This window comes from Paenibacillus sp. FA6, assembly GCF_051550225.1.
Classification (GTDB): domain Bacteria; phylum Bacillota; class Bacilli; order Paenibacillales; family Paenibacillaceae; genus Paenibacillus_AQ.
Genome location: NZ_CP188820.1, coordinates 1,692,551 through 1,716,648, shown reverse-complemented (window position 1 = coordinate 1,716,648; position 24,098 = coordinate 1,692,551). Strand labels below are relative to the sequence as shown.

Annotated in this window: 23 protein-coding genes; 2 read left to right on the top strand and 21 right to left on the bottom strand. The window is 41.8% G+C overall.

Annotation, left to right across the window (positions count from 1 at the left end):
• Nucleotides 1-125 precede the first annotated feature (125 nt).
• The 13 genes from ACP8HI_RS07920 to ACP8HI_RS07860 form a co-directional block, all read right to left on the bottom strand.
• Nucleotides 126-1,742: an extracellular solute-binding protein gene (locus tag ACP8HI_RS07920; RefSeq protein ID WP_438350565.1), complete on the bottom strand. Its 1,617-nt coding sequence runs from the start codon at nucleotides 1,740-1,742 to the stop codon at nucleotides 126-128.
• A gap of 213 nt (nucleotides 1,743-1,955) precedes the next feature.
• Nucleotides 1,956-3,641, bottom strand: coding sequence for a hypothetical protein (locus ACP8HI_RS07915; protein WP_438350564.1), 1,686 nt, complete (start codon nucleotides 3,639-3,641; stop codon nucleotides 1,956-1,958).
• Nucleotides 3,642-3,677: 36 nt separating this feature from the next.
• The gene (locus ACP8HI_RS07910; RefSeq protein ID WP_438350563.1) at nucleotides 3,678-4,592 is read right to left on the bottom strand and encodes a Gfo/Idh/MocA family protein; all 915 of its coding nucleotides are present in this window, start codon (nucleotides 4,590-4,592) and stop codon (nucleotides 3,678-3,680) included.
• Nucleotides 4,593-4,645: 53 nt separating this feature from the next.
• The gene (locus ACP8HI_RS07905) at nucleotides 4,646-5,818 is read right to left on the bottom strand and encodes a M20 metallopeptidase family protein (protein ID WP_438350562.1); all 1,173 of its coding nucleotides are present in this window, start codon (nucleotides 5,816-5,818) and stop codon (nucleotides 4,646-4,648) included.
• The gene (gene sdaAA / locus ACP8HI_RS07900; protein WP_438350561.1) at nucleotides 5,815-6,708 is read right to left on the bottom strand and encodes an L-serine ammonia-lyase, iron-sulfur-dependent, subunit alpha; all 894 of its coding nucleotides are present in this window, start codon (nucleotides 6,706-6,708) and stop codon (nucleotides 5,815-5,817) included. Before sdaAA ends, ACP8HI_RS07905 begins: the two co-directional genes overlap by 4 nt.
• A complete protein-coding gene (gene sdaAB / locus ACP8HI_RS07895) occupies nucleotides 6,677-7,393 on the bottom strand; it encodes an L-serine ammonia-lyase, iron-sulfur-dependent subunit beta (protein WP_438350560.1) in 717 nt (238 codons plus the stop codon). Before sdaAB ends, sdaAA begins: the two co-directional genes overlap by 32 nt.
• 41 nt (nucleotides 7,394-7,434) lie before the next feature.
• Nucleotides 7,435-8,502: a dihydrodipicolinate synthase family protein gene (locus ACP8HI_RS07890; protein ID WP_438350559.1), complete on the bottom strand. Its 1,068-nt coding sequence runs from the start codon at nucleotides 8,500-8,502 to the stop codon at nucleotides 7,435-7,437.
• Nucleotides 8,502-9,518 (bottom strand): NAD-dependent epimerase/dehydratase family protein, encoded by a 1,017-nt coding sequence (locus ACP8HI_RS07885; RefSeq protein WP_438350558.1) that lies wholly within the window; start codon nucleotides 9,516-9,518, stop codon nucleotides 8,502-8,504. Before ACP8HI_RS07885 ends, ACP8HI_RS07890 begins: the two co-directional genes overlap by 1 nt.
• A 117-nt stretch (nucleotides 9,519-9,635) precedes the next feature.
• Nucleotides 9,636-10,952: a hypothetical protein gene (locus ACP8HI_RS07880; RefSeq protein ID WP_438350557.1), complete on the bottom strand. Its 1,317-nt coding sequence runs from the start codon at nucleotides 10,950-10,952 to the stop codon at nucleotides 9,636-9,638.
• 31 nt (nucleotides 10,953-10,983) lie between these two features.
• A complete protein-coding gene (locus ACP8HI_RS07875) occupies nucleotides 10,984-11,193 on the bottom strand; it encodes a hypothetical protein (protein WP_438350556.1) in 210 nt (69 codons plus the stop codon).
• A gap of 235 nt (nucleotides 11,194-11,428) precedes the next feature.
• Nucleotides 11,429-12,907, bottom strand: a complete 1,479-nt coding sequence (locus ACP8HI_RS07870) for a DHA2 family efflux MFS transporter permease subunit (protein WP_438350555.1) — start codon at nucleotides 12,905-12,907, stop codon at nucleotides 11,429-11,431.
• 87 nt (nucleotides 12,908-12,994) lie between these two features.
• Nucleotides 12,995-13,414: a MarR family winged helix-turn-helix transcriptional regulator gene (locus ACP8HI_RS07865; protein ID WP_438350554.1), complete on the bottom strand. Its 420-nt coding sequence runs from the start codon at nucleotides 13,412-13,414 to the stop codon at nucleotides 12,995-12,997.
• 137 nt (nucleotides 13,415-13,551) lie between these two features.
• On the bottom strand, nucleotides 13,552-14,454 hold the full coding sequence (locus tag ACP8HI_RS07860) for an ArsR/SmtB family transcription factor (protein WP_438350553.1): 903 nt from the start codon (nucleotides 14,452-14,454) through the stop codon (nucleotides 13,552-13,554).
• A gap of 208 nt (nucleotides 14,455-14,662) precedes the next feature.
• Here ACP8HI_RS07860 and ACP8HI_RS07855 point away from each other — a divergent pair, with 208 nt between their 5' ends.
• On the top strand, nucleotides 14,663-16,411 hold the full coding sequence (locus ACP8HI_RS07855; protein ID WP_438350552.1) for a glycoside hydrolase family 2 protein: 1,749 nt from the start codon (nucleotides 14,663-14,665) through the stop codon (nucleotides 16,409-16,411).
• 111 nt (nucleotides 16,412-16,522) lie between these two features.
• Here the strand turns inward: ACP8HI_RS07855 and ACP8HI_RS07850 are convergent, their stop codons facing one another.
• A complete protein-coding gene (locus ACP8HI_RS07850; RefSeq protein ID WP_438350551.1) occupies nucleotides 16,523-17,974 on the bottom strand; it encodes a DHA2 family efflux MFS transporter permease subunit in 1,452 nt (483 codons plus the stop codon).
• Between the two features lie 256 nt (nucleotides 17,975-18,230).
• Here ACP8HI_RS07850 and ACP8HI_RS07845 point away from each other — a divergent pair, with 256 nt between their 5' ends.
• Nucleotides 18,231-18,677, top strand: a complete 447-nt coding sequence (locus tag ACP8HI_RS07845) for a MarR family winged helix-turn-helix transcriptional regulator (RefSeq protein WP_438350550.1) — start codon at nucleotides 18,231-18,233, stop codon at nucleotides 18,675-18,677.
• Between the two features lie 63 nt (nucleotides 18,678-18,740).
• On the opposite strand, the gene ACP8HI_RS07840 is transcribed toward ACP8HI_RS07845, so the two are convergent.
• The 7 genes from ACP8HI_RS07840 to ureG form a co-directional block, all read right to left on the bottom strand.
• Complete coding sequence (locus ACP8HI_RS07840; RefSeq protein WP_438350549.1) at nucleotides 18,741-19,424, bottom strand: DNA alkylation repair protein; 684 nt, start codon at nucleotides 19,422-19,424, stop codon at nucleotides 18,741-18,743.
• A gap of 332 nt (nucleotides 19,425-19,756) precedes the next feature.
• Nucleotides 19,757-20,374 carry a DNA-3-methyladenine glycosylase family protein gene (locus ACP8HI_RS07835; protein WP_438350548.1) on the bottom strand — a complete coding sequence of 206 codons (618 nt, stop codon included), beginning with the start codon at nucleotides 20,372-20,374 and terminating at the stop codon, nucleotides 19,757-19,759.
• A gap of 43 nt (nucleotides 20,375-20,417) precedes the next feature.
• Nucleotides 20,418-21,236 (bottom strand): SPL family radical SAM protein, encoded by an 819-nt coding sequence (locus tag ACP8HI_RS07830; protein WP_438350547.1) that lies wholly within the window; start codon nucleotides 21,234-21,236, stop codon nucleotides 20,418-20,420.
• 54 nt (nucleotides 21,237-21,290) lie between these two features.
• Complete coding sequence (locus tag ACP8HI_RS07825; RefSeq protein WP_438350546.1) at nucleotides 21,291-21,842, bottom strand: methylated-DNA--[protein]-cysteine S-methyltransferase; 552 nt, start codon at nucleotides 21,840-21,842, stop codon at nucleotides 21,291-21,293.
• Nucleotides 21,826-22,419, bottom strand: a complete 594-nt coding sequence (locus tag ACP8HI_RS07820) for a bifunctional transcriptional activator/DNA repair enzyme AdaA (RefSeq protein ID WP_438350545.1) — start codon at nucleotides 22,417-22,419, stop codon at nucleotides 21,826-21,828. The genes ACP8HI_RS07825 and ACP8HI_RS07820 overlap by 17 nt, the downstream gene beginning before the upstream one ends.
• A 228-nt stretch (nucleotides 22,420-22,647) precedes the next feature.
• The gene (locus ACP8HI_RS07815; protein WP_438350544.1) at nucleotides 22,648-23,472 is read right to left on the bottom strand and encodes an urease accessory protein UreD; all 825 of its coding nucleotides are present in this window, start codon (nucleotides 23,470-23,472) and stop codon (nucleotides 22,648-22,650) included.
• Nucleotide 23,473: 1 nt separating this feature from the next.
• The gene (ureG, locus tag ACP8HI_RS07810) at nucleotides 23,474-24,085 is read right to left on the bottom strand and encodes an urease accessory protein UreG (protein WP_438350543.1); all 612 of its coding nucleotides are present in this window, start codon (nucleotides 24,083-24,085) and stop codon (nucleotides 23,474-23,476) included.
• Between the last annotated feature and the right edge of the window lie 13 nt (nucleotides 24,086-24,098).

Here is a 24,098-nt window from a genome sequence, read left to right as displayed (position 1 = left end):
TCTCTTTTTTTTGACTTACTTCTACAATAGGGTTTTGCACGAGTCTTTTCCTCCTATCTATAATGAATGGCACCCGGACTACAATCGTCCGAGTGCCGCCACAACTATATTATTGTGACTTTTGTTTACTGTGCTGCATCAAAGCGTTTTTGAGCATCATTGAAGATTTTAGCGAGTTCGGATGCGCCTAGTTTATCAGCGCTAGCCTTCCAAGCTTCCCACTGGGCATCCCCATAAGACTTATCTAATACATATTTGGTATTGAATTCTTCAGCTGCTTTTTGAAGTGTCGTTTGCATTTCGGCAATTGTAGACGTTTCTTCATCTGTAAAGTTCAGTACTGGATCTACAGGTTCGAATTTATTAGCTGAAACCATCATGTCTTGAGCTTCTTGTTCTTTTTCAGTGTAGTTATAGTAAACACTTCTTCTGTCTGGAGCAAGGTATGCACCTTCAAGCCATAAACCGTATTTATCTTCTAATACTCCAATATCAACCAATGGAAGATCAGTCAATTCTGGATACACTGGTTTGCCGTCCGCATCGAAATTGAAAGTCTCTCCCTCAACACCCAATGTCATTAGAGCAGCACCAGATGGACTAGTCAGATAATCAAGCAATTTCAATGCTGCTTCTTTGTTATCTTTGTTTGCTACTGCGATCCCAAAGTTCGTATCGATCTTCGGTAATGTTCTAATGTTGCCCGTTGGTCCTACAGGATTTCCGTAACGCAAGTTATATTCAGGATTTACAGAACTGATTTGGTTATAGAACAAATCTAAGCGGCCAATCCAATCGTAAGTAACGAAAGATTTATCCGTTGTCATCTTAACCGTCCATGAATCTGATGTGTCTGTAATAAATTCAGGATCAATTAATCCTTCGCTATACAGTTTCTTGATGAAATCTAACATTTCTTTATTCTCTGGTTGTGTAGAAGCGAATTTCCAATCCTTTGAGTTCTCATCAAAATAGATTGGGTAGTTCGTTCCACCAATTCCCCATCCATAAGCTAAGTCTTTAAAGATGTTCACAGTATTTTTTGAAGCAAAAGGATAAGATTTAGGATAAACTTCTTTCAACTTCTTAAGTGCTTGATAGAAGCTTTCTGTATCTGTCCACTCAGGGATATTGTTTTTCTCGAAAATATCTTTTCTATACATGAAACCATGGTTTACATCACGGTTCATGTTATAGATAGGCCAAGTGTACATTTTTCCTTCTTCATCACCGTATGATTTAGTAACCCAATCATTTTCTTCTACATACAATCTTTTAAAGTTAGGTAGTTGATCCACGTAATCATTAATAGCAACTACTGCATTTTGTTGACCCATCTTCTTTAGTTCAGAAGCTTTCAGACCGCTGAAAATGTCTGGAAGTTTACCGGAGGCAACCGTTACTCTTAACTTGTCTTGGAAGTTCGACGAAGAATGAGTTTGGAAATCAACAGTAATCCCTGTACGCTTTTCAATTTCTTTAGCAATCATTTTGTCATTCACTGGATTCTCAGTTGCGATCATCCATGTTACCGTTGTTGGCTTATCTACTAATGGAAGCGTCAAGCCTCCCGTATCACCGTAATCTGGAGCTGCTACGGTTTCTTCTACTGGTGGTGGAGTAGTAGTATTGGCTGGTGTATTGTTCGTGCCAGCGCTCTTATTGTTGCCCCCTCCACAAGCAGCTAATACGGAAATCATTAGTGCTAAAACGAGTGTCATACTAAGCATTTTTCTTGACATTTTATTTCCTCCCCTTTTGTTGTTATCAGCTATTCGCCTGACAATTCATATTGTATGGATGATAATGATTTACGTAAATAAAGCGTTTTCATTTTAGTTGTAATATCACATCTGTTGATATCTAAATTTCAACAAAATTCAATGGTACCAACGGTTTAACTAGTGTGGGATTTGCTAAAGTGGAGGGAATTAATGAATAGTTCATAGAAATTACTAAACATTTCTATCCAACTTCCCTTTCCATTCCTCAGCCAATTCACCTGAAACCATCAGGAGATGGGTGAAGTATTTCTTAAAGGCAAATTCCTCTTTAAATTTTAAGGATTCCATATCAGAAACAACCGATTGTAAATAGATATTTAACTCTTCAAGAATCGGTATAATGGATTCAGACTCATCCAACCTAGCTACATGAACATCAACTACTCTCGATGGAAATAGAGGAATGTTGAAATAAGAAATTCGTGAAAGTATCTCTCCTACTTTTTCCATAGTCTGTCTGATATAGGCACGTTCTTCTTCCGGGGTATAACACCAATAATCTTCCATAATGGTTGTTAATGGATCTCCCCAAGCAGATCTTGCGAAAACATAACTATTATATCCTTGCGCCCATTTCCACGAGTAAGTATCGCCAGCTTGCGGATAAGGGACGACTAGATTTACGATGGATTTGATCCCTAATGATCGATATTGAGTCAGATCATGATATATTCTCTCAGGCATGCTAGGAAAAAGATGGCTTAACATATAATGATCACTGTAATATTCGAAAATGGCTAGGTCTTTATTACTCTTCTTCGTTCCTTCTACCCAGCTCTCTAACATTTGATATGCCCGCTGTTCTTCTTTACGTTTACACTCAGGGAAACCTTGACTATAGTCCCTTCCCCAATAGGCGAATAACGTATCCACTTCTGAAGAAGTTTCCATACCTTCCTGCAGCTCAAGCATATCCCAAGAAAGACCTGCATTATAAGCAATATGTTCCGCTTTCACTTCAGATTCAGCATTAGTGAAGGCCTCTTGCAAACGTTCCGTGAACCGTAAATATAAAGCGATGAATGGATCCTTCTTCATTTGAATTTGATCATCGGAAACTGCCGTATCCTCAGGCCATAACGAAATTCTTGTGAGCATAGGTATCGTTTGGCAATAAGTTAATATATCAGAGATTACAATTTGCTGCCAACTCTCATCTTCATAGTTCAGTTGCTTATACCCGGCAAATGCGGGTGCAGAACCGTCATGATTCATCCCAATTGCATGCAATCCCTCGGTGAAGAACTTCATGCTGTGACCTCCGAGAGTTAAACTTATTCCTCTTTTTTGCAACTCTGGTTGTAGCGCATGCCTTAAATGCTGCCATAATGGAAAAGTTAAGAATAACTCGTTGATCTTATTCTTAGCTAGCCAATCCACTACATCAATTAAATAGTCTTCATCTTTCAGATTCTCATATACAAATCCTCTACGTTCAAATACAGGCTGATCAATGTTAACTTCCACGCCTTGAGACGCCAATCTTGGAACGAAAACGGAGGATTCTCCTGGATAAATCCATTCCATTTGCCAATGTTTCTTACAATACTCATAAACTGCGTATAAAGTGGATCGTTCGCTTTTCCCTGTCAGTATCCATTGATGCCCCTTGCGAATAATGGAATAGGTATCGTGATCATAAGCACTGTAACCTAGCGTTGTCCATGGCCACACACTTACAGATTCATCTAAAGATAATTGATTCTCGCAATCCTTCCATGTACCGATCACCCATTGTTCTGCTTTCTCATCCATCTCATCATGACTGTTCGCACTCTGAGATGCTGCAATTTCACATAATTCTTCGTAGGCGAAATCAAGTACAGAGTGATCTCTTAGTTTGATTATGTTATACATTTAGCTGTCACCTCGGCTATTTTCAGTCATCATCAACTATGATTGTTCATTCAAGCTGACGATACTCTGTTGTTCCTTACTTTCTTCCGCTGCTTCCAGAAAACGAATGATTTCAACCGTTTCCGACCATTCAATCGGAGAATCCCCCGTTTGAAAAAAGGTCATAACCTGCTCTAATAAGCTTGCATAGAATGGTTTGGTTCCTTCTTGGATATCTACAACAGATGTTCCCTCTTCTCTGTGGATACTTGCACCAAAGTTGCTATCCCCATTACGATTGCATCGAACAGTTCCAACACGTCCGTCTTTCCAGTGACCGGTTATTAGGTCGTATTGTTCATGACTGCTGACGCTTACATGATCACATCCGGGTCCCATTATTGCATATAACATTTCGACGGAATGGATGCCATACCAGAAATAATAGGATTGTGTCGGCTCCACATTCAACGGACCGTATACTTCCGCTCCGGTAATGTTAGATTGATCCTTACGTTCTAAATCACGTGTCAATTGTTCCGCATATCGTAAAGAAGAACAACTCATGATTGGAATCTGCGATTTCTCAGCGATATTCATGATCTCAAGAGCAGCCTTAGAAGTTAACGCAAGCGGCTTGTCGATAAATATGGGCTTCCCGTAAGAGATAATTCGTCGAAATTGCTCAAGATGAATTCTGCCATCGGCAGATTCCAATAATATGACATCACAACTCGCGGCAACCTCTTCCGGTGTTTCCATTCTGCGAACACTATACTTCTTGCTTAACGTCTCCATAAATCCTTCCACGCGGGAAATACTTAGCGGGAAATCGGGAGACCCTCCAGGGAATGCAGCTACAACCTTTCCCCCAGGAATATGATACATATCGTTAACGTCATTCAATAATTGAGTGAAGGCAACGACATGAGATGTATCTGTGCCTACGATACCAATCTTTAGTTCCTTCATTTCACCACACACCTATCCCTTTACTTTTAGAGGAGTGTAAACTTCAGTTCATTCTATCTTGATAAATCAGATAATCGCTGAGTTGCAATTTCTGCTAGTAATGAAGCTCCCAATGGAATACAGTCTTCATTAAGAGTGAATTTGGGATGATGCAGTCCGAAAGCCTGTTCTGCGTTATCGATAGGTCCTGATCCAAGCCAGAAGAAACAACCTGAAATTTGACGTAAATAAATTGAGAAATCTTCTCCGGCCATCGTAGGCTTCGCCGTAATTCGGCGTTCTTCACCGATCATACGATCAATGATAGAATCCACATGTCGCACATTCGCCTCATGGTTTACTAATACCGGTACTTGATGGATATATTTCACAACGCCTTGGCATCGATAAGCATCGGCAATTTGTTTGACGATCCGCTCGACCCGCTCGGGCATAAATTGTTGAACCAACGGGTCGAAGGTGCGAATTGTTCCGGTCATCACAGCATTCTTGGGAATAACGTTGTTAGCGTCACCAGATACAATACTTCCGATCGTTATTACTACTGGATCAAATGGTGACACTTCCCTGCTGACGATACTTTGGAGCGCCATGACGATTGCTGATGCGCACACAACAGGGTCGATGCTCTGATCAGGCATCGCTCCGTGTCCCCCTTTTCCTTCCAAGCTGATCTCAATTCTATCGACAGAACCCATCAACGATCCATAGCGTGTAGCAGTCATACCAGCAGATAATGTCGGGAGATTATGCAACCCATAAATCTCATCCACTCCATTCAAGACACCTTCAGCAATCATTGCTTTGGCACCGGCATTTACTTCCTCAGCAGCTTGAAAGATGAACCTCACAGATCCCTTCAATTTCTGATCTACAAGTAGCTTTGCAGCGCCTACCAATATCGCCGTATGAGCATCATGTCCACATGCATGCATAATACCAGGACGGGTCGAGGAATAGGATAGATCGGTTTCTTCCTGAATTGGAAGTGCATCCATATCAGCGCGTAGCGCTATTACTGGACCTGGACATTCTCCTTGTAATTCAGCTACTATACCATGCCCTCCGACTCCCATTCGGTACGGAATACCTAATTGCTCAAGTTGCTGTGCAACCTTGGCCGCTGTCTCCGATTCTTGTAAACTAAGTTCAGGGAAACGATGTAACGTTCTTCGAAAGGCAATCAACTCTGGCGCTAGTCTACTACCCGAATCAAGGAAGCTCATGACGGCTTTACGCCACCCTTCCCATAGAGTTCCTTCATAATTTTGCGACCTGTAGGCGTCTGAGCTAAGCCGCCTTTCGCAGTTTCCCTATGCTTCGCAGGCATGTTCGTCCCCACCTCTAACATGACGCTAATGACTTCATCGGATGGAATAACACTTCGAATTCCAGCAAGCGCCATATCCGAAGCTGTTAATGCTGTCACTGCTCCGAAGCCATTCCTTACGATACATGGTATTTCCACCAACCCAGCTACCGGGTCGCAAATGAGACCTAACGAATTTTTAAGTGCAAGCCCAACGGAGTGTACAGCTTGCTCTGGTGTTCCGCCACGAAGTTCGGTTAATGCTCCAGCAGCCATTCCTATCGCTGATCCTATCTCGGCTTGACATCCACCTTCTGCTCCCGAGACGAAAGAATTGTTAGCAATAACATAACCTATGGCACCAGCAGTGAATAACCCATTCACTAACATCTCGTCTTCCCATCCGAATCTTTCCTGTGAACTAACGAATACACCTGGAATAATTCCACAGGAGCCTGCTGTCGGTGTCGCGATGATTCGACCCATTGAAGCGTTAACCTCTGACACAGCTAACGCATAAGCTAAAGCTGTACATGCTTCCGTACCTAAAGCAGATACATTATTTCGAAAATAAGTTTGTACACGCTGTGCATCGCCACCCGTAAGACCGCTACGTGATTTCGTATTTTCTTCTAATCCTTTGCGTACAGCTTCTTTCATGATCTGATAGTATTCAGCCATTTGGGCTATTACGTACGATTCGCTTTTCCCCGATTCCTGAGCTTGCTCCATAATCATCAGTTGACCGATCGACAATGACTCTAACTCACATAATTCAATCAGTTGTGCCAGATTCGAGAATCTCATATTCCGCCTCCTTACTGGTAAGATCAATGACACAAACTTGAGTAACATTCGCTAAGGAACTTATTTGAGCAATCACTTCTGGATGTATCGCTTCATCGCTCTCAATCACGGTCAACACATCTCCGCTCCTCGATTTGCGATCCACCTCCATAAATCCGATATTTGTATTCGAAACTTTGAGTATATCTGTCATCTCGGCAATCATGCCGGGCTTATCGTCGTGAAAAATTAATAAAGTGGGGTATATCGCCGTAAACTTCACATCGAAATGGTTGACGCTTACAATTTCGACATTGCCACCACCGATCGAACAGCCCATTACCCGCGTTATCTGATCCCCGCATTGTAGGATCAACATCGCCGTATTCGGATGAACACCCGGTTTCGGCTTTTCCCCAGTGTGAAAATTCACGACTAAACCGGATTCCTCGGCTAGCGTAATGGCATCTTTAATTCTATAATCATCCGTATCGTAATCTAACAGCCCCGCTACAATTGCCAGATCTGTGCCATGACCACGATACGTATCGGCGAATGATCCGTAGAAATGGATATCCGCTTTCTCAGGCAAGCTTCCTGCAATTTGCCGTGCAGTTCTTCCTAGTCGAACAGCGCCTGCGGTATGGGAACTGGAAGGTCCGATCATGCTCGGACCGATAATAGAGAACACATCTTTAAACCTCACGATTGTACCTCCTATTCATATTCCCGGAATGTACATTAATTTTATGAAAGCCAATCCTTAAGATGTGTAGCAACAAATTCATCATCATGAAGATGTGGATATTGGTCGTAGACACGATCGATTTCCTCTGATTGCCCCGGTGATAACGTCTCATTAGGATTTAGGCACCAAGTACCTTTCAACAGACCTTGTCTGCGGAGTACCTCATGAATTCCAGGAATACAGCCTTCGAACTGATGTGCAGGGTCAAAGAATGCAGCATTCGAATCTGTCACTTGGATGTTCAGGGTTAACCATTCCCGTGGAATTTCAGCGTTATCGCGAATATCTTTAATATCTTCGAGTTGCTTCACTGCTTTGTTTGTCCATACCGCCCAGTGACCAAGTAAACCTCCAACTATGCTCTTTTCCACAGTCACTCCGTCTACATTAAACCGGAATGTCGTGAGCAGATCATTCACGATGTTATCGTCATTACCAGTGTATAGGGCAATTTCATCTCGTCTACTGGAGTGACAAACGGCACGTGCGACGTCGATTGACTGATACCTATTGAATGGAGCCATCTTAATGGCTACAACATTCGGAATTTCTGAGAACTGTAGCCAGAAATCATAGGTAAAGATTCTGCCGCCTACGGATGGTTGCATATAGAATCCGATGACTGGCATCAATGCTGCAACTTCTTCCGTGCGTTTGAGAATTTCTTGTTCACTCCAACCGTTAAGTCCTCCCATACTAAGAAGCGCTGCATCATATCCAAGGTCAAGTGCGATGCGTGTTTCTGCTAATGCTTGCTTAGTAGGACCACATATTCCCGCCACTTTAATAAACGGACGCTCAAGCTTGGCTTTGTCAATTTCTTCGGCCGCCATTCTCAGAACGGGTTCAAAGAGATTATACTGCTCATCGCGAATTTCGAATTGTGTTGAATGGACGCCAATAGCAATTCCTCCAGCGCCCGATGCCATGTAATAACGGGTTAAAGCCCGCTGATGGCGTTCGTCCAGCTTGCGGTTCTCATCCAATGCTAAGGGATGCGCAGGAATAACAAGACCGTCATGAAGCGCTTGCATTAACTCAGGTGATAAAGTTGATTTCGTTATCATTAGAATTTCCCCTTCCGTTCTTGGAAATGAGTCGGTTTGTTCCAAGTCGCTCCACCAAGCTGTACCCATTCAGACATCCAATCCATAATTTGAAGTAAAGGTACCGTTGGATAGCCAAATAACTGATGTGAACGTGATGCATTATTTAATAGTGCTGTTGCTGACTCTGTACCTTCAAATATGACATCTTTACCAAGACGTTTCCCAAATTCTGTTGCAGCCCAGCGAATGGACATCGTTTCAGGTCCCGTAATATTTACAATCGTTGGAGGACTGGTACATTCTGTTAAGCAACGTAGTGCCATTGAGTTAGCATCCCCTTGCCAAATCACGTTAGCATAGCCTGTTGATAGATCAATCGAACGACCCTCATTAATGGCTTTAGCCAGTTCCAAAAGTACGCCATAACGCATATCATTGGCATAATTCAAGCGATACATGGCCATAGGAGTTCCATTCTTATGCGAATGATATTCGAAGATTCGTTCCCGACCAAGACAGGATTGCGCATACTCTCCAATCGGTTCCGGCGCCACAGTCTCATCTGAACCTCCACTACTAACAGGAGAGAATGGATAGATGTTTCCTGAAGAAAAGACAACGATACGAGAATCTTTGTACTTTTCTGCAACTCTTCCTGGTAAATAGGTATTCATCGCCCAAGTAAAATGCTCTTTTCCAGTCGTACCAAATTTATTACCCGCCATATAGATCACATTCTCCGCGTTCGGCAGAGCATTCAATTCATCATCGTTTAGAAGATCACAGGATATCGTCTCAACACCCGCTTCCTCCAACTCACGTCTTGCTTCCTCATTGGAGAAGCGTGAGACACCTATGACACGCTTGGAAAGACCACCCTCACGGATAGCATTTACTGCCAATCTTGCTAAACTAGGCCCCATCTTGCCCCCTACCCCTAGTAAGACAATATCCCCATCGACCTTCGATAGATCTTTAATCAATGCTTCTGATGGTTCGGCTAATTTGGCCTCTAAATCCGCAACTGTTTTCATACTTTCATTCTCCTCCTTGTATGTTTATATCTATAGCATACTGAATATACCGATATAAAGACAGGTCTTTAAATTGTCCTTAAATGGCGGGAGAAAGAAGCTATTAACGGCCTTGGCTCAGAGTGATTTATCAGTCAAAAAAGAGAATCGAAATATTTGTCTGGGTCTGCCCTTCGGCATCTTCTCCAAACCAGCGATCTCAACCAAACCATTGTCAATCCAAAGCAATAGTAACCGATGTGCACTTCTCACTGTCACTTCTAGTAGAGCGGCCAGATCGTGAACTTTATATTCACATTTACCGAAACGAGCCATTTGACTCAAAAGCTTGCTAAGGTAGGCACTCGTCATTCCAGCATCCTCTGCTCTTTTGACGAGCTCTGCATTCATAGGCGATAGAACAGTCTGAACAGGATCAGCCATCTCTAACGGTCCAATTAGTGTCTGGTCTTCTCTAACGATAAAACAAGTATTGCCTCCGGCTTCCTTAGATTTACGTAGCGCTACTCTGGCATTCATACCTGCTACATTCGCCGAGATTCCGAATCCAATCCCCATACTTAGAGATATTCCGAATGATTTATTCGCATCCTTGGCGAGAGGAATCGTCTTATAGCCCCCTGTTTCCCTCTCAAAGATCCCACGTGTTGTAAAAAAGAGATACTCATCTCCACCCAATGACGTCAAATAACCATCTAACGATTCCACATATCCCAGCACTGTCCGATGGATGTCCAGCTTCAACTTCTGTACCTCATGCTCACTATTTCGTTTCATGACCAGTTTACCGAAGTCATCGACATTAATCATCCCGACAACAATCTGTGATTCCTTTCCACGTCGTGATTCCGAAGATAGTAACGCACGCTCCAGAGATACAATAATATCCTGTTCGGACGGTACCAACCACTCATTCGACACTTGTAGATTCGTTAGTTGTTGGGCTACTTGCTCCACCCCGGTTAAGGCGATGGAGCAAGTTCCTGATTCAGCTTGTTTTTGATGAAAAGCGACGAGACTATCAGGTGAAGAATACGCAGGACCATCATAAACAACCACTTTTGTCCCATCTAGCTCGAGATCATGTAATGTTCGAATAACGATTGTCCTTGTAAGGGTATCAACGGATATCCCCCCCTCCAGTTTACCCGATTGCATAGAATGAAATAGCGCCTTGTACAAACCCGCTCCTGTAAGAGGAACATAGTGTACTGGAACCGATAAGGGCACAATCTCTTTCACCTTCCGATGTGAGAGTGGTCCAGATAGAAGGAGTAGTTCTACATCCTTACTAAGCTGCTCAGCAATATGTACCGTCTCTTCCTCATCATTCACGATTCGTATAACCGGAACGAAAGTCGGAAAAGATTGAATCACACTAGCTATTTTTTCAACAACCGTTCGCGTTCCGATAATTCCAATTTTAATCTGCATGACAATATCATTCCTTTGCAAGCAAGTAAGTTTAATTCGGTTTTTTGGGGTCTACTCGAACGGGTCTTTCTACCCAATTTTTGCGATCCATTCGTCGTACACTATTTAATGGTTCTTTAGAAAATCCATCACTATCTTCAAGTGACACCGGTTCTACCGGTTTCGCCAGCACTTTACTTTTATCTACTCTCGACGCTCCACCATTATGTTTCCCTTTGTTCCACACTCTATCTTTACTCATCTAGACACTCCATTTCTAAGGTTGAATATTTCATCAATAACACACTTTACTTTCAAATACCAATTCATTGTAAGAACAAGAAAACTGCCATCCGCTTACTATTGTATACCCGTCTCTATGAATTACACAAATGGCATATTTAGATTCCCCTTTTACGTTCAGAGGTTTGTGCCTACAATATAGATTTGTCATGGCTCACATTCCAACAGATGATGTTATGGAAAATAAATTAGTACTAGACAATTTCAACGGTCTTCATTTTTTTCTTCTTCTTATCAAGCGCAACCGCCAATACAATCATACTTATTAGCCCGACAGCTGCAAAGATAGTTGCTGTTACGAATGATGTATTAATGCCATGGAGTAATCCGTTTGCTGAAATTCCGATCAACTGTTCCGATGTAGGATTAACTTGGCCAGTTATCGCTATTTCTTTCGTTATAAACAGATTTGTTTGAGTTGTCATGATTGTGGTCATAACGGCAGTTCCTATAGCGCCAGCAATCGATTGGAGCGTATTCTGCATAGCCGTACCATGACCTTGTAATTCAGGTCGTAATGAATTTAATCCAGCTGTCATCAGTGGCATCGTTAGAAAAGTTACTCCAAAGGAACGCACCATATAGATAACACTCATCAATACAATCCCTGTCGTATACGTTAGATTAGTATATAATGCGGTTGATATAACAAGTAAACTCACACCCATAATTCCAATCCATTTCATTCCGTGACGATCATATAGTTTCCCTGCAATGGGTGACATGATGGCCATGACAATACTACCTGGTAAGAGAAACAACCCTGATTCTAATGCAGTCATGCCCCGACTGCTTTGCAGATAGATTGGCAATAAAATCATTGCTGAGTAAATGACACCATTTACGAAAAAGCTTATGATAATTGATAAAGTATATTCTAATGATTTGAATATTCTTAAATCAATCATGGGTGTTTCCGTCGTGAGTTGACGGTAGACAAATAATGTAAGTGAGATCACACCTATCAATAAAGCACTCATGACGGGAATGCTTCCCCAACCTAGTTTACCTGCTACACCAAAACCATATAAAATTCCGCCAAATCCAAATGTGGAGGTAATGACACTTACAATATCCAGCTTCGCTGGTCTCGGCTCAGAAACATTTTTCAGTATAAAAAATGAAGATATTAATGCAATGAGTGAAAATGGCAAAACAGCAAAAAAAACATATCTCCATGATAATTGTGTAATCAATAGCCCTGATAACGTAGGGCCTACTGCTGGTGCAAACATAATAGCTACTCCAACAATCCCCATTGCAGCCCCGCGCTTCTCCTTTGGAAAGAGTCGGAAAACGACATTAATCAATAAAGGCATCACGATACCTGCCCCGATCGCTTGGACTACTCGGCCTAGCAAAAGTATCACAAAGGTTGGTGCTACTCCACAAATTACCGTTCCCAATGAAAAAGTAATCATCGATGTGAAAAATAACTGACGTGTAGAAAAACGATCCATTAGAAATGCTGTAATGGGAATGAACACGCCACTTACGAGCATATAAAGCGTAATTAACCATTGTGCTGTTGAAGTTGGAACATCAAACTCCTTCGATAATGTCGGTAGCGCCACGTTGAGCACCGTTTGATTTAAAACTGCTGCAATGGCACCAATTAAAAGTACCGTTAAGATGGGTCCAGTTCTATGTTTGTTCTCTAGCTGAATTGACATGATAGTCTCCTTATTCTTCTTTAAGTTAATGTTTACTAGATTTGTTGCTCTTTAGATTAGCATGCTAATCAATAGGTCATTCAGAAATCATTCATTCAAGTTATCAATCAATTGTTGTAGTAGACGTCTTAACAATAATTTCTCCTCTGGGTATACGCCATTCAACAATTTCTCTTGATGTCTGAACCATATTTCCTCTAGAGGTTGTTCAAGTGCCCTACCTTTCTCTGTTAGGTATACACGGCTAATACGAGCATCATTTGCATCCTGTATTCTAGTAACTAGACCGTATTCTTCTAATTTTTTTAACATATTACTCAATGTTGGTGGCTCACAACCCATTCTCGCACTCAACTGGGACTGAGCAATACCATCTTCCTGCCATAATTGATATAAGGCATGTTCCTGTCCAACGTGGATATGTAGATTTCCGAGTGCATCGGAATAACTTTTTCTCGACTTAGCACCTAACTTACTTAATAATATGCGAATATCTTCGTTTACCATCTTCTTTACTCCTTCCAAAACTAATTACTTAGCTTGCTAATGATATCTCCATACTAATAGAAACTCCTCCGCCTGTCTAGCTAGGGGAGGAGTTATACCATTTTATTGTATCACGTTAGACTTTTAGAAGTAATGAATCAATAATACATATTGACTTCTATTTCCTGGTCGTAATTACCAAATCCCTTACCAAACAACGTTACTCCACCGCAATTATTTGCCGTTGTCAGCGATGCTATCCGTAGCGTCACCTCCTTGCTAAATTCGATACCGAGCATTCGTGTCGTCACGTCCGATATCCTAACACCATCCATGTAAGTGCCCTCTTCCATTACGGCCACCGTCTTGAGCAGACCATGCTGCGTACCGTGATACCACCAGTCTGGCGTAAATATGCCTTGTTTACTGCCGAAATCTCCCGGTGACGTCCACATTCCTACTTCGACTCCATTGATGAAGAAACTAATATCAGAAGGCCAATGTTCGTTGAATCCCGGCGCTTCCGAGCATATCTCGAGTGATATCTCCAGCCGTTTAAGCACCTGATTGCTCAGCAGGAAATTCGGAATACGGTACTCGACCCACCCGCTACCGAACCACAGATGCTTCGCTTGCACATGCTCGGGATCGGCAAAATAGCGCGGATCATCGACCATGCCGATCATTTTCAACTCGGAGGCAAGACCGCATGTCGGATTCACCTCGGAGGCGGCATATTGACCGACTGGCATCGAGACGGTGTAGCTTTTCTTAGGCTGTGGCTTACCCGATTTGAATTGAAGGTTAATGGATTCGAGCTTAAGCGAACACAACTTCTGCATCCCCCGCTTGCCGACAGCACTCTCGCACGCGATAATACCCACACGCTCCATCTTCTGAATATGCTTCGTAATAATGGCGGAAGAAACGTCAATCGCCTCGGCCAGCTCCCCGATATTCATCGGTCTGTCATTCAATAACTCAATAATTCTGATTCGAGTTCCTGACGATAAACATTCCAGAAACGGCAGGTTACCGCTGTTCACTTCTATGGTTTGCATGATGCCGATCCTCCTTTTAATCTAAGCCATTCCAATCATTATATAACCAATAAGTTAACCAATCAACTAAATCATATGATTCCAGGATAATCTTCAATAATAAAGAATATAACATATTGACAGATGAAGGAAATAGCACTATTATGATCGTGTATCATACTTATTTGTTATTTAATTAACTTTTAGATTAACTAAATGGAGGGTTCTTATGCCAGCAAACAAGTTACCGCGTCCCGAATATCCAAGACCTCAGTTTGTTCGTGAACAGTGGCTGAATTTGAACGGAGAATGGCAGTTTGAGATCGATCATGGGCGTAGTGGAAAGGCTCGCGGTTTACAGATGGATGACATCCGGTTGAACCAGTCGATTGTTGTACCTTTCTGTCCCGAGAGCAGATTATCCGGCATCGGCAACACTGACTTTATGGATGCCGTCTGGTACAAGCGTAGCTTCACAACGCCTGAAGTATGGTCCGGCAGTACAACTCTGCTTCATTTCGGGGCTGTCGATTACAAAACAGAGGTCTGGATTAATGGGCAGTTTGTTGGATCGCACCGCGGAGGCTACTCGTCGTTCATGTTTGATATTACAAATGCCTTGAAACAAGGTGACAATACGATTACGGTTTATGCTCAGGACGACGTTAGGTCCGGTCTCCAACCACGCGGCAAACAATCTGCTGCTTATCATTCCCATGGCTGCGATTATACGCGGACAACCGGCATTTGGCAGACAGTATGGCTCGAATCCGTACCTGATACTTATATCTCTTCCTTCCGTATAACGCCGGACCCTGAGAATGCCTGCATCCATTTGGAGGCGAAATTAAGCGGTGCAGTGAAAGGACTTCAACTTGCATGTGATGCTTCCTTTGATAACAAGCCAGCTGGCGCGGCATCCGTGAACATCGGTGGCTCGTCGGCGAAGTTGACGCTACCTTTATCAGATATTCATCTGTGGCAAGCAGGTTCACCCAACCTATATGATTTGAATTTAAAAATTGTCAGCGACGATACGATCATTGATTCAGCTGTCTCCTATTTCGGTCTTCGTACAATCCAGCTCGACGGAATGGCTTTCCGAATTAACGGCAAATCGGTCTTTCAGCGACTCGTCCTCGACCAAGGCTTCTATCCGGAGGGCATCTATACCGCTCCAACCGATGATGATTTGAAACGCGACATTGAAATATCGATGGGGCTTGGCTTTAATGGCGCACGACTCCACGAAAAGATGTTCGAGCCCCGTTTCCTGTATTGGGCCGATAAGCTCGGATACCTTGTATGGGGCGAGCATGCCAACTGGGGACTGGATATATCTACTGCGCAAGGGCTCATGCAATTCCTCCCAGAGTGGATTGAAGGCGTTGAGCGCGACTTTAACCACCCAAGCCTGATCGGCTGGTGCCCGTTCAATGAAACATGGGATTCTGACAACGGCGCACGTCAGGATAACGAAGTACTACGAATCGTGTACGAAACGACCAAAGCGATCGATCCGACCCGTCCTGTGATCGATACGAGCGGAAATTTCCACGTTGTGACCGATATATACGATGTGCACGACTACGATCAGAATCCGGAATCATTCCGGGCTCGGTATGCGCCTATGGCTGATGGTGGCGAAATGTTCAACACATTCCCCGACCGCCAAACGTATGATGGTCAGCCTTATTTCGTCAGCGAATACGGCGGCATCTGGTGGAATCCTGGCCAGCAGGACCAGAACTCGTGGGGCTACGGAGACCGCCCGAAGAGCATTGAAGAATTCATCGCTCGCTATGATGGTCTCACCACAACATTGCTCGATAACCCGAGTATGTTCGGCTTCTGCTACACACAGCTGTATGATGTAGAGCAGGAAGTTAACGGCTTATATACCTACGACAGAAAATCTAAACTCGATCCAGAGATCATCCGCGCGATTAATACGAAAAAGGCAGCCATCGAGGATTAGGAACGTTCACGATAGAAGCCAGAGAAAGAGTATCACTGCTCTTTCTCCGGCTTCTTTATCCTTATTCATTAGACTGCTACCAGAAAAGTCTAGTTTTTAAACAATATTTTGTCATCTCACATCTTTTTTCTTGAGGAAAAAAGTCATCATAAATATGATAACAGCCAATATAGAAGTCACAAGAAAAGCATCTTGCATTCCAAGAATGCTTGCCTCTTTCATCGCTACAGATTCTGACAACCCATTTGATAATTCAGGTAAATAACGTTTCGTTTGTGTTGACATAATGGTTGTCAGTAACGCTGTACCAATTGAACCAGAAACCATTCGAACTGTATTGGCAGCAGCTGCACCGTGTCTACTTAGGGACATTGGAAGTTGATTTAATCCATGTGTCATGACGGTCATCATGATTAACGAGATTCCTAACATAAAAATAGAGTACAGAACGGTTACATATAACAAACTAGAATCTAAACTCAAAGTCGTATATAGCCAAGACGTCACGACAAGTAGAGACATTCCAATGAAAGTTAATGGGCGTATGCCATAACGGTCTAAAATGATCCCAGCTATAGGTGACATGATCCCCATAATAATGGCACCAGGTAGTAGAATTAAACCCGTGCGAAATGTCGTATGTCCTAAAATATTTTGAATATAGACAGGGGTTAAAAGCTCCACACTATACATAGCAAGTGCAACAAATGCAATAATGGCAATGGTGATCGAAAACTGTTTATTTTTAAACACGGCTAAGTTAAGCATAGGTTGTTCAGCCACCGACTCACGCCATATGAATAAGCTTATAAAAACAACACCTACGATGATTGTTATGATCACTTGTGCTGCATCCCAACCTACACTTCCTGCCATCGAGAATCCGTATAATAACGATCCTAATCCGATTGTCGAGGTAATGACACCTAGGAAATCAAATCTTGGATTACTTTTTTCTGTAACGTTCCGTAGGAAGAAGTAGGCTAGAATGATGTTTGTAACCCCTATTGGAATGACAATGTAAAATAAAACTCTCCAAGAATAGTGCTGTAGAACCCAGCCAGATAAGGTCGGACCAATGGCAGGGGCGAATGTCATGGCAATACCAACCATGCCCATCGCTTTCCCTCTTTTCTCAGGAGGAAATAAACTAAAAATGACTGTTTGTACAAGTGGCATCATCACGCCAGCTGCAGCTGCTTGAAGTAATCGTCCTGTTAGCAAAAAAGAAAAGCTAGGTGCTGCAGCGCTTACTATCGTACCGATTGTAAAAAGTCCAATGGCACTTATAAATAGTTGTCTGGTAGAGAATTTCCCTATGAGATAGGCCGTGATAGGAATGACTATACCATTCACCATAATAAATCCTGTACTTAACCACTGAACGGTACTCACTTCTAAATTAAAAACCTTACTCAATTCTGGAATGGCGACATTCAATAGAGTTTGATTTAATAGAGCTGAGAATGATCCAAGAATTAAAATGGCTAACATTATAAATCTTGCCTTACTACTCATATTAAGAGGGTTCACTTTATGTCTAATCGTCTCTATGATCATCATCTCTCTATCCTAATTATTTCGAATCAATATGTTTGACCCCGTCATTCAATATGACATATAATTGCTAAGACAACCAATATAAATCATATTTAATAGCATATAAATTAGTTATATATGAATATGGTTGTCTATGCAACTAATAATACACTATGACTCTTCATGAATCAATCCTTCTACTTGTTTGTTTAAACGAGGAAATATAGCTTACAATGAGAATAATAGAATTAGGATGTTAACCTCTGAAAGGGGACTACAAATGGATATAACTAAATCAGAGTCAATTGGCCGTTGGATTTCATTGCTACATCGATACGGAAATGTTTATATGAATGAACAATTAAAAGAATACCAACTAGGTGCAGGTCAATATCAATTCCTTGCAGTGTTATATGAACATGAAGGTATATCTCAGGACGAAATAGCTCAGCTATTAAAGATGGACAAGGGTACCACCGCTAGAGCAATTGCAAAATTAGAGAAAGAAGGATATGTAGAAAGGAAAACGTTCAGTGTTGATAAACGAATAAAGAAATTGTATCTGACAGATAAAGCGCACGCCTTCAAATCAAAACTTACGTCCATTTTGTCAGGATGGAGCAGTATTACAACGAAGGATTTATCTGTGGATGAACAAGCATATGCTTTGAAACTCCTTAATAAAATGTCTTTAAATGCTGAAGATTATCTGGATACTCCGAAATAACTTAAGGCTCGGATTAATTTAGAAAAAGAAAAACCGATTTCTACAGTGGTGTAGAAAATCGGTTTATTTACGTTTCATACTACGAATCATCTGTTTAGTTTCTTGATCCACCCGTAGAGACTCTGTAATCTTTTGTAGAGCTTTATTATATGTGAAGTTATCGAGTGTATTGTTTTTTAAGTAGGCCATCGTTGGTTCAGGCAACTTCACATAACATATGGAAATCGCCCATGCCACAGCCATTTTCACATAATAACCTTCATGTTTCGCCTCATCCAACTGTTGCAACACGCGGATAATATACTCTTCTCCGATATAGTAATCAAGAAGCATCACTACACCAAAGCGTATCTCGTACTCTTCGTTAGATGATAGATACGATTGTAGAAACTCCCATACTTTTTCCTTATTCGTTTTCGTGAACTTAAGTCCTGCACAGAAACTATCACATACTGACCAATTATCAATTTTAGGGACAAAAACTGCGACATATGACAGTCTTTCTACTATATCCATTTCTACATAGCCGATTACCATGCCTTGCAACATCTTTTCCTCGAAGTACTCATTTTCGGCATGTTCCAGATAAGTACGCCAATCTCCTTTAGCTATTTTTGCGGCCAACTTACGAAGCTCCGGAATACGCACACCCATCACATTACTGATATTTGGAATAAGCGCTGCAGAGAATTTCTGATATTTCTCTTCAGCTAGTTCTAATAATTGTACCCTAATCGTTGTTTCCATTTCATAACTCCTTGTCCCCATTAATCTGGTTCAAAACCAAAACTAGCGCTTGACAAAAGCTTGTGTATGAGACCACTACGATGACGGATTGTCCTTACGATCGCTGTTGCCCTCCGATTTCTTGATTCTATACCGCGTAGCGGTTGAAACCCGAGGGCAGCATATGCTTTCGAAGTAGCTTTCCTATGGAAAGCCTGTAGGCGAGCGCTATCGCTTCTTCAGAACAATTCCGTCATCTTCGCTGCTTTGTACTTCTCCATTTCATCCAATCCAATCTCTCTTATTAGGAGCTTAAGACCACGGAATCAGAAAGAGACATTGGTCCTACCTAATTATTCAAATGAAATAGCCCACAAGTATATAGAGGCAATTGACCCTAGTGGAGAATATCTGAGGCGGCATTCATCGAACTGCTCTTTTGTAATTGAATTAAGGCCATATAACTTCATCAAACCGCGACGTATGGCTATATCGCCCCAACTGACTACGTCTCGACGTTCCATTGAATTGATGAGCATCATTTCGGCTGTCCATTGGCCAACCCCATTTAAAGTCATCAGTTTTTTGATGACCTCATTATCTGTTAATTCGTGTAGATCATCCAAAATAAATTCGCCTTGTACAATGTTGTGAGCGATAGTATGAATATAGACCGCCTTCTTCATCGTTATCCCACACCCTTGAATATCATCAGCGGTCTGCATGGCGATATTATGCGGAGAGATCTCTCCAAATCGATCCTGCATTCTATTCCAGATGGTATGGACTGCCTTTACAGATATAAGCTGCCCCACAATCGCATACACAAGCGCTGTGAATAAATCAGGAATAATGACACGCTCTACCTTCCCGAGTCGCGATATCGCTTCACCAAGGGTTGGATCTACGCTCTTCAAGTAATCTATTTCTTCTGATCCAAAGTCAAAACACTTTATTTCCACGGTTTCCAAGGACCTATCCTCCATTATGCAACTATAAATATAATTTAAAAATTCAGGGTTCAAACCCTTTTTGACTAATGAATATCTGTTCTTCAGGAAAAACACGCTTGAAACGATCATACACAATTTTATAAGCAGAAGGATGATACCATTCTTCCATTCCCAATGTCTTATATAAAGAATCTATTTTTAAATTTCGAGTCCGCTTGCCACCGCTGCCATCTCCCATGAAATAATCATCTATGCAAATCCGATTGACGAGAGGCAAGAGCTTGTCGGCGAAATCTCCACTACTCGGTAATATCGGAGCGATCGCTACTTGTGTTGGTACGCCTGCGTCTTTTAATAATCGTAGTGTCTCTAATCTAGCTTGGATCGGAGGTGCATAGGGCGAGAAATATTTACGAATATCCTCGCGGTCTGTTTCTACAGTCATACTTACGCGGACTCGATCTTTCAGGAGTAGCAATAAGTCGATATCCCTACGAATGAGAGCACTTCGAGTCTGTACGAGTAGGAATTCAGGCGGATCTTCCACCATGACCTCAAGAAGGGATCGGGTTACCCTTTCATGATGTTCAATGGGCTGATAAGGATCCGTACTAGACGACATAAATATAGATACGTTTCCTTTGGTCTTGGCTCTCTTAAGCTCTTTACGGAATATTTCAGCCGCACCTTGTTTGATATCTACCCAATTTCCCCACTCACCCTCTCGAAATGTAGATACCGGCATTTGACGCACATAGCAGTATGAGCAACCAAATGTGCAACCTGTATAAGGGTTTAAAGAATGACTATATCCGGACAGAAATCCTGTCCCTTTATTAAGTAGCGTCTTCGGTTGTTTGAATAGATACTCTGTTTTCATATGTTAGTCTCATTTACTTCTTTGCAGAATATTTCGGTTTGTTCTGTAAGTTGCTTAGGCATGTCGGTTCGTGCTCCCTTCGAGCGTAACGCAACCACGTTCAAGCTGTAGTAACTTGGTTTTCATATCTAATCCACCACGATAACCGGTAAGTGATCCGTCTTTTCCAACGACACGATGACAAGGAATGGTGACCAACACTGGATTTGCTCCGATTGCCGTACCTACCGCACGTACAGCGGATGGCTTTTGAATAATATTTGCTATATCTGAGTAGGTTTGAGTCTGCCCATAAGGAATTTCACAAAGTGCTTTCCATACGGCTAGTTGAAATGGCGTACCACGGAAATCAAAGGGGACAGTAAAGCTTTGAAGGTTGCCCTCGAAATACTCGATGAGTTCTGCTGCATATACACGTAACTTCTCATCGTTCTGAATCAAGTCGCTACCAGGAAATTTCTTTTTCGCCCAAGAAGCTAGTTCTTCAAAAGGTTTATCTTGCGAACCAACATAACATAAACCTATCTTTGTTGCTGCAATATATATATTCCAATCCTTATGAGTTAAGAGTGTCCAATAAATGGTTAGATTAGATTCGTCCTTCATGATGCTCTACCTCCGAATGGTTGTTATTGACTTGACGATAATTTAAAGGCGTGAATCCTGTCACTTTTTTGAATAAAGTAATGAAATAAGGGGTGTTATTCATACCAATGCGCTGCCCCACTTCTGCAATAGCTTTGTTTGTCTGAACCAAGTACTCCTTAGCTTTATCAATTCTAATATTCTGAATATATTCTACTGGTGTAATCTCTTTAATACGTTTAAAAGTGCGATGCAAATGATACGGACTTCCATGACAAATCTCTGCTAGGATCTCAAGTGTTAAAGGTTCTGCGTAATTTGTATCGATATAATCGGTAACGATCGCCACCCATTCATGATCAGGTAAACGTTGTCCCGTAGGTTTACACCGTTTGCACGGGCGGAAATGTCCTACTAGCGCTTGATCGGCAGTTTGAAAAATTAGGATATTTTCTTTATTGGGAGGTCTCGATTTACAGGATGGACGACAAAAGATTCCAGTAGTCTTAACGGCGTAAAAAAACTGACCATCATAAGACTTGTCATTGCTAATAACGGCATTCCATTGTTCCTCGGATAACTGATTCTTTTGATCCACCAAATGCTTCACCTCCGCTGTCTTAATTATAACCACATCGATGAACGTATGTACGTATTTTAGAGTATAATAGCAAGATAACGAAATAAACAAGCAGAAACGGCAATGCCGTCTCTGCCGAAATATAAGATATAGAGTATCAAGTGAAACCTATGCTTCCTTATATTTAAATAAAAAACGCCTAGCGGCGTCCTTGGTAAAAAAGTTGCTATGGAGGAGTTGTCTGAACTAATATTTTCTTAAAAAAACATAATCCTTACCTAGCCATTCTTGACGAAGGATCGTTTGACATTCCGTAAATACCCTTTCTATTTTTTGCGTAGATGTTCCAAATACTCGTAAAATAAAACCAGGAACCGAAAGCTGCGAAATACCGATTCTACATCCATCTATATTTTCCTTGATTCTTAGATATAACTCATCAATAAACGGAATATCGGCTTGTTCATGGATCGCAATCATCGAGCCTAAATGGGTGAAACCTTCCATGTAGCCAATGTCTTGTATTTGTTGAGAACCTGGTGCTAACCGAACATGATCAAAAACGACAAGTCGGTTATTCATATAAATTTCAGTTTTCAACTGCAAGAGTCGATAACTAAAAGCGACACCATCGGGAGACCAACCGGGCGTAATAATATCTGTACAAATCAATGTCGCCCCTGGTTCCATGCGAATGATATTCGTTTGTTTATACTCCGCATCCCGATAAGCAATAAGAGGATCTGGTATATATTCGAGAACACTCCCTGCTTTTAATAAAATATCTGTCTCTTGAATAACCGCTTGGTTCGGCGTTTTATATATCTTTGTAGCGGATTGCGTCGTTAAAAGTAAATCAGCTTTCTCCTCCAACACAATTTCCATCTTATAACGGTCACCGTCTAAATAACCGCCACCTGGATTCATGATGTAGTAACAAGCCTGCCCAGTATCATCATGATATGTTGGACGTGTCACTTTAAAGGCACCTTCATAATAGACATCTTTCGCGACTGTCCGACCTCTTTTATTTTCAGTTACCAATCGTAAAGTTCCCGTACAATTGTTCATATTAGGCCAATCCTGTTAAAAATGCATTCTTCTTAATCCAATCAATAATCTGATCAAGGCCGGTATGATCCTTCAAATTTGTGAAGAAAAAAGGCTTTTCCCCGCGGAAAATTTTTGAATCTGATTCCATAACTTTAAGATTTGCTCCTACATAGGGTGCCAAATCAGTTTTGTTGATAATAAATAAATCCGATTTGATCATTCCTTGACCTCCCTTACGCGGAATTTTCTCCCCCTGTGCAACATCGATAATATATATGGAGAAATCGACTAGTTCAGGGCTGAATGTTGCTGATAGATTATCGCCACCGCTTTCCACGAATATAAGTTCTACATCAGGATGTCGCTTTATTAATTCTTTGATCGCCGATGTATTCATGGAAACGTCCTCCCTAATCGCCGTATGGGGACAACCTCCTGTCTCCACTCCGATAATTCGGTCAGCGGGTAGCACACCGTTTGTGATTAGAAATTTTGCATCTTCTTTTGTATATATATCATTCGTTACGACCGCCATTCGGATCTCATCATTCATAAAGCGGGTCAATTTCTCGATCAACAACGTTTTTCCAGCACCCACTGGACCGCCAACTCCAATTTTGATTGGTTCCAATGTCCACACCTCC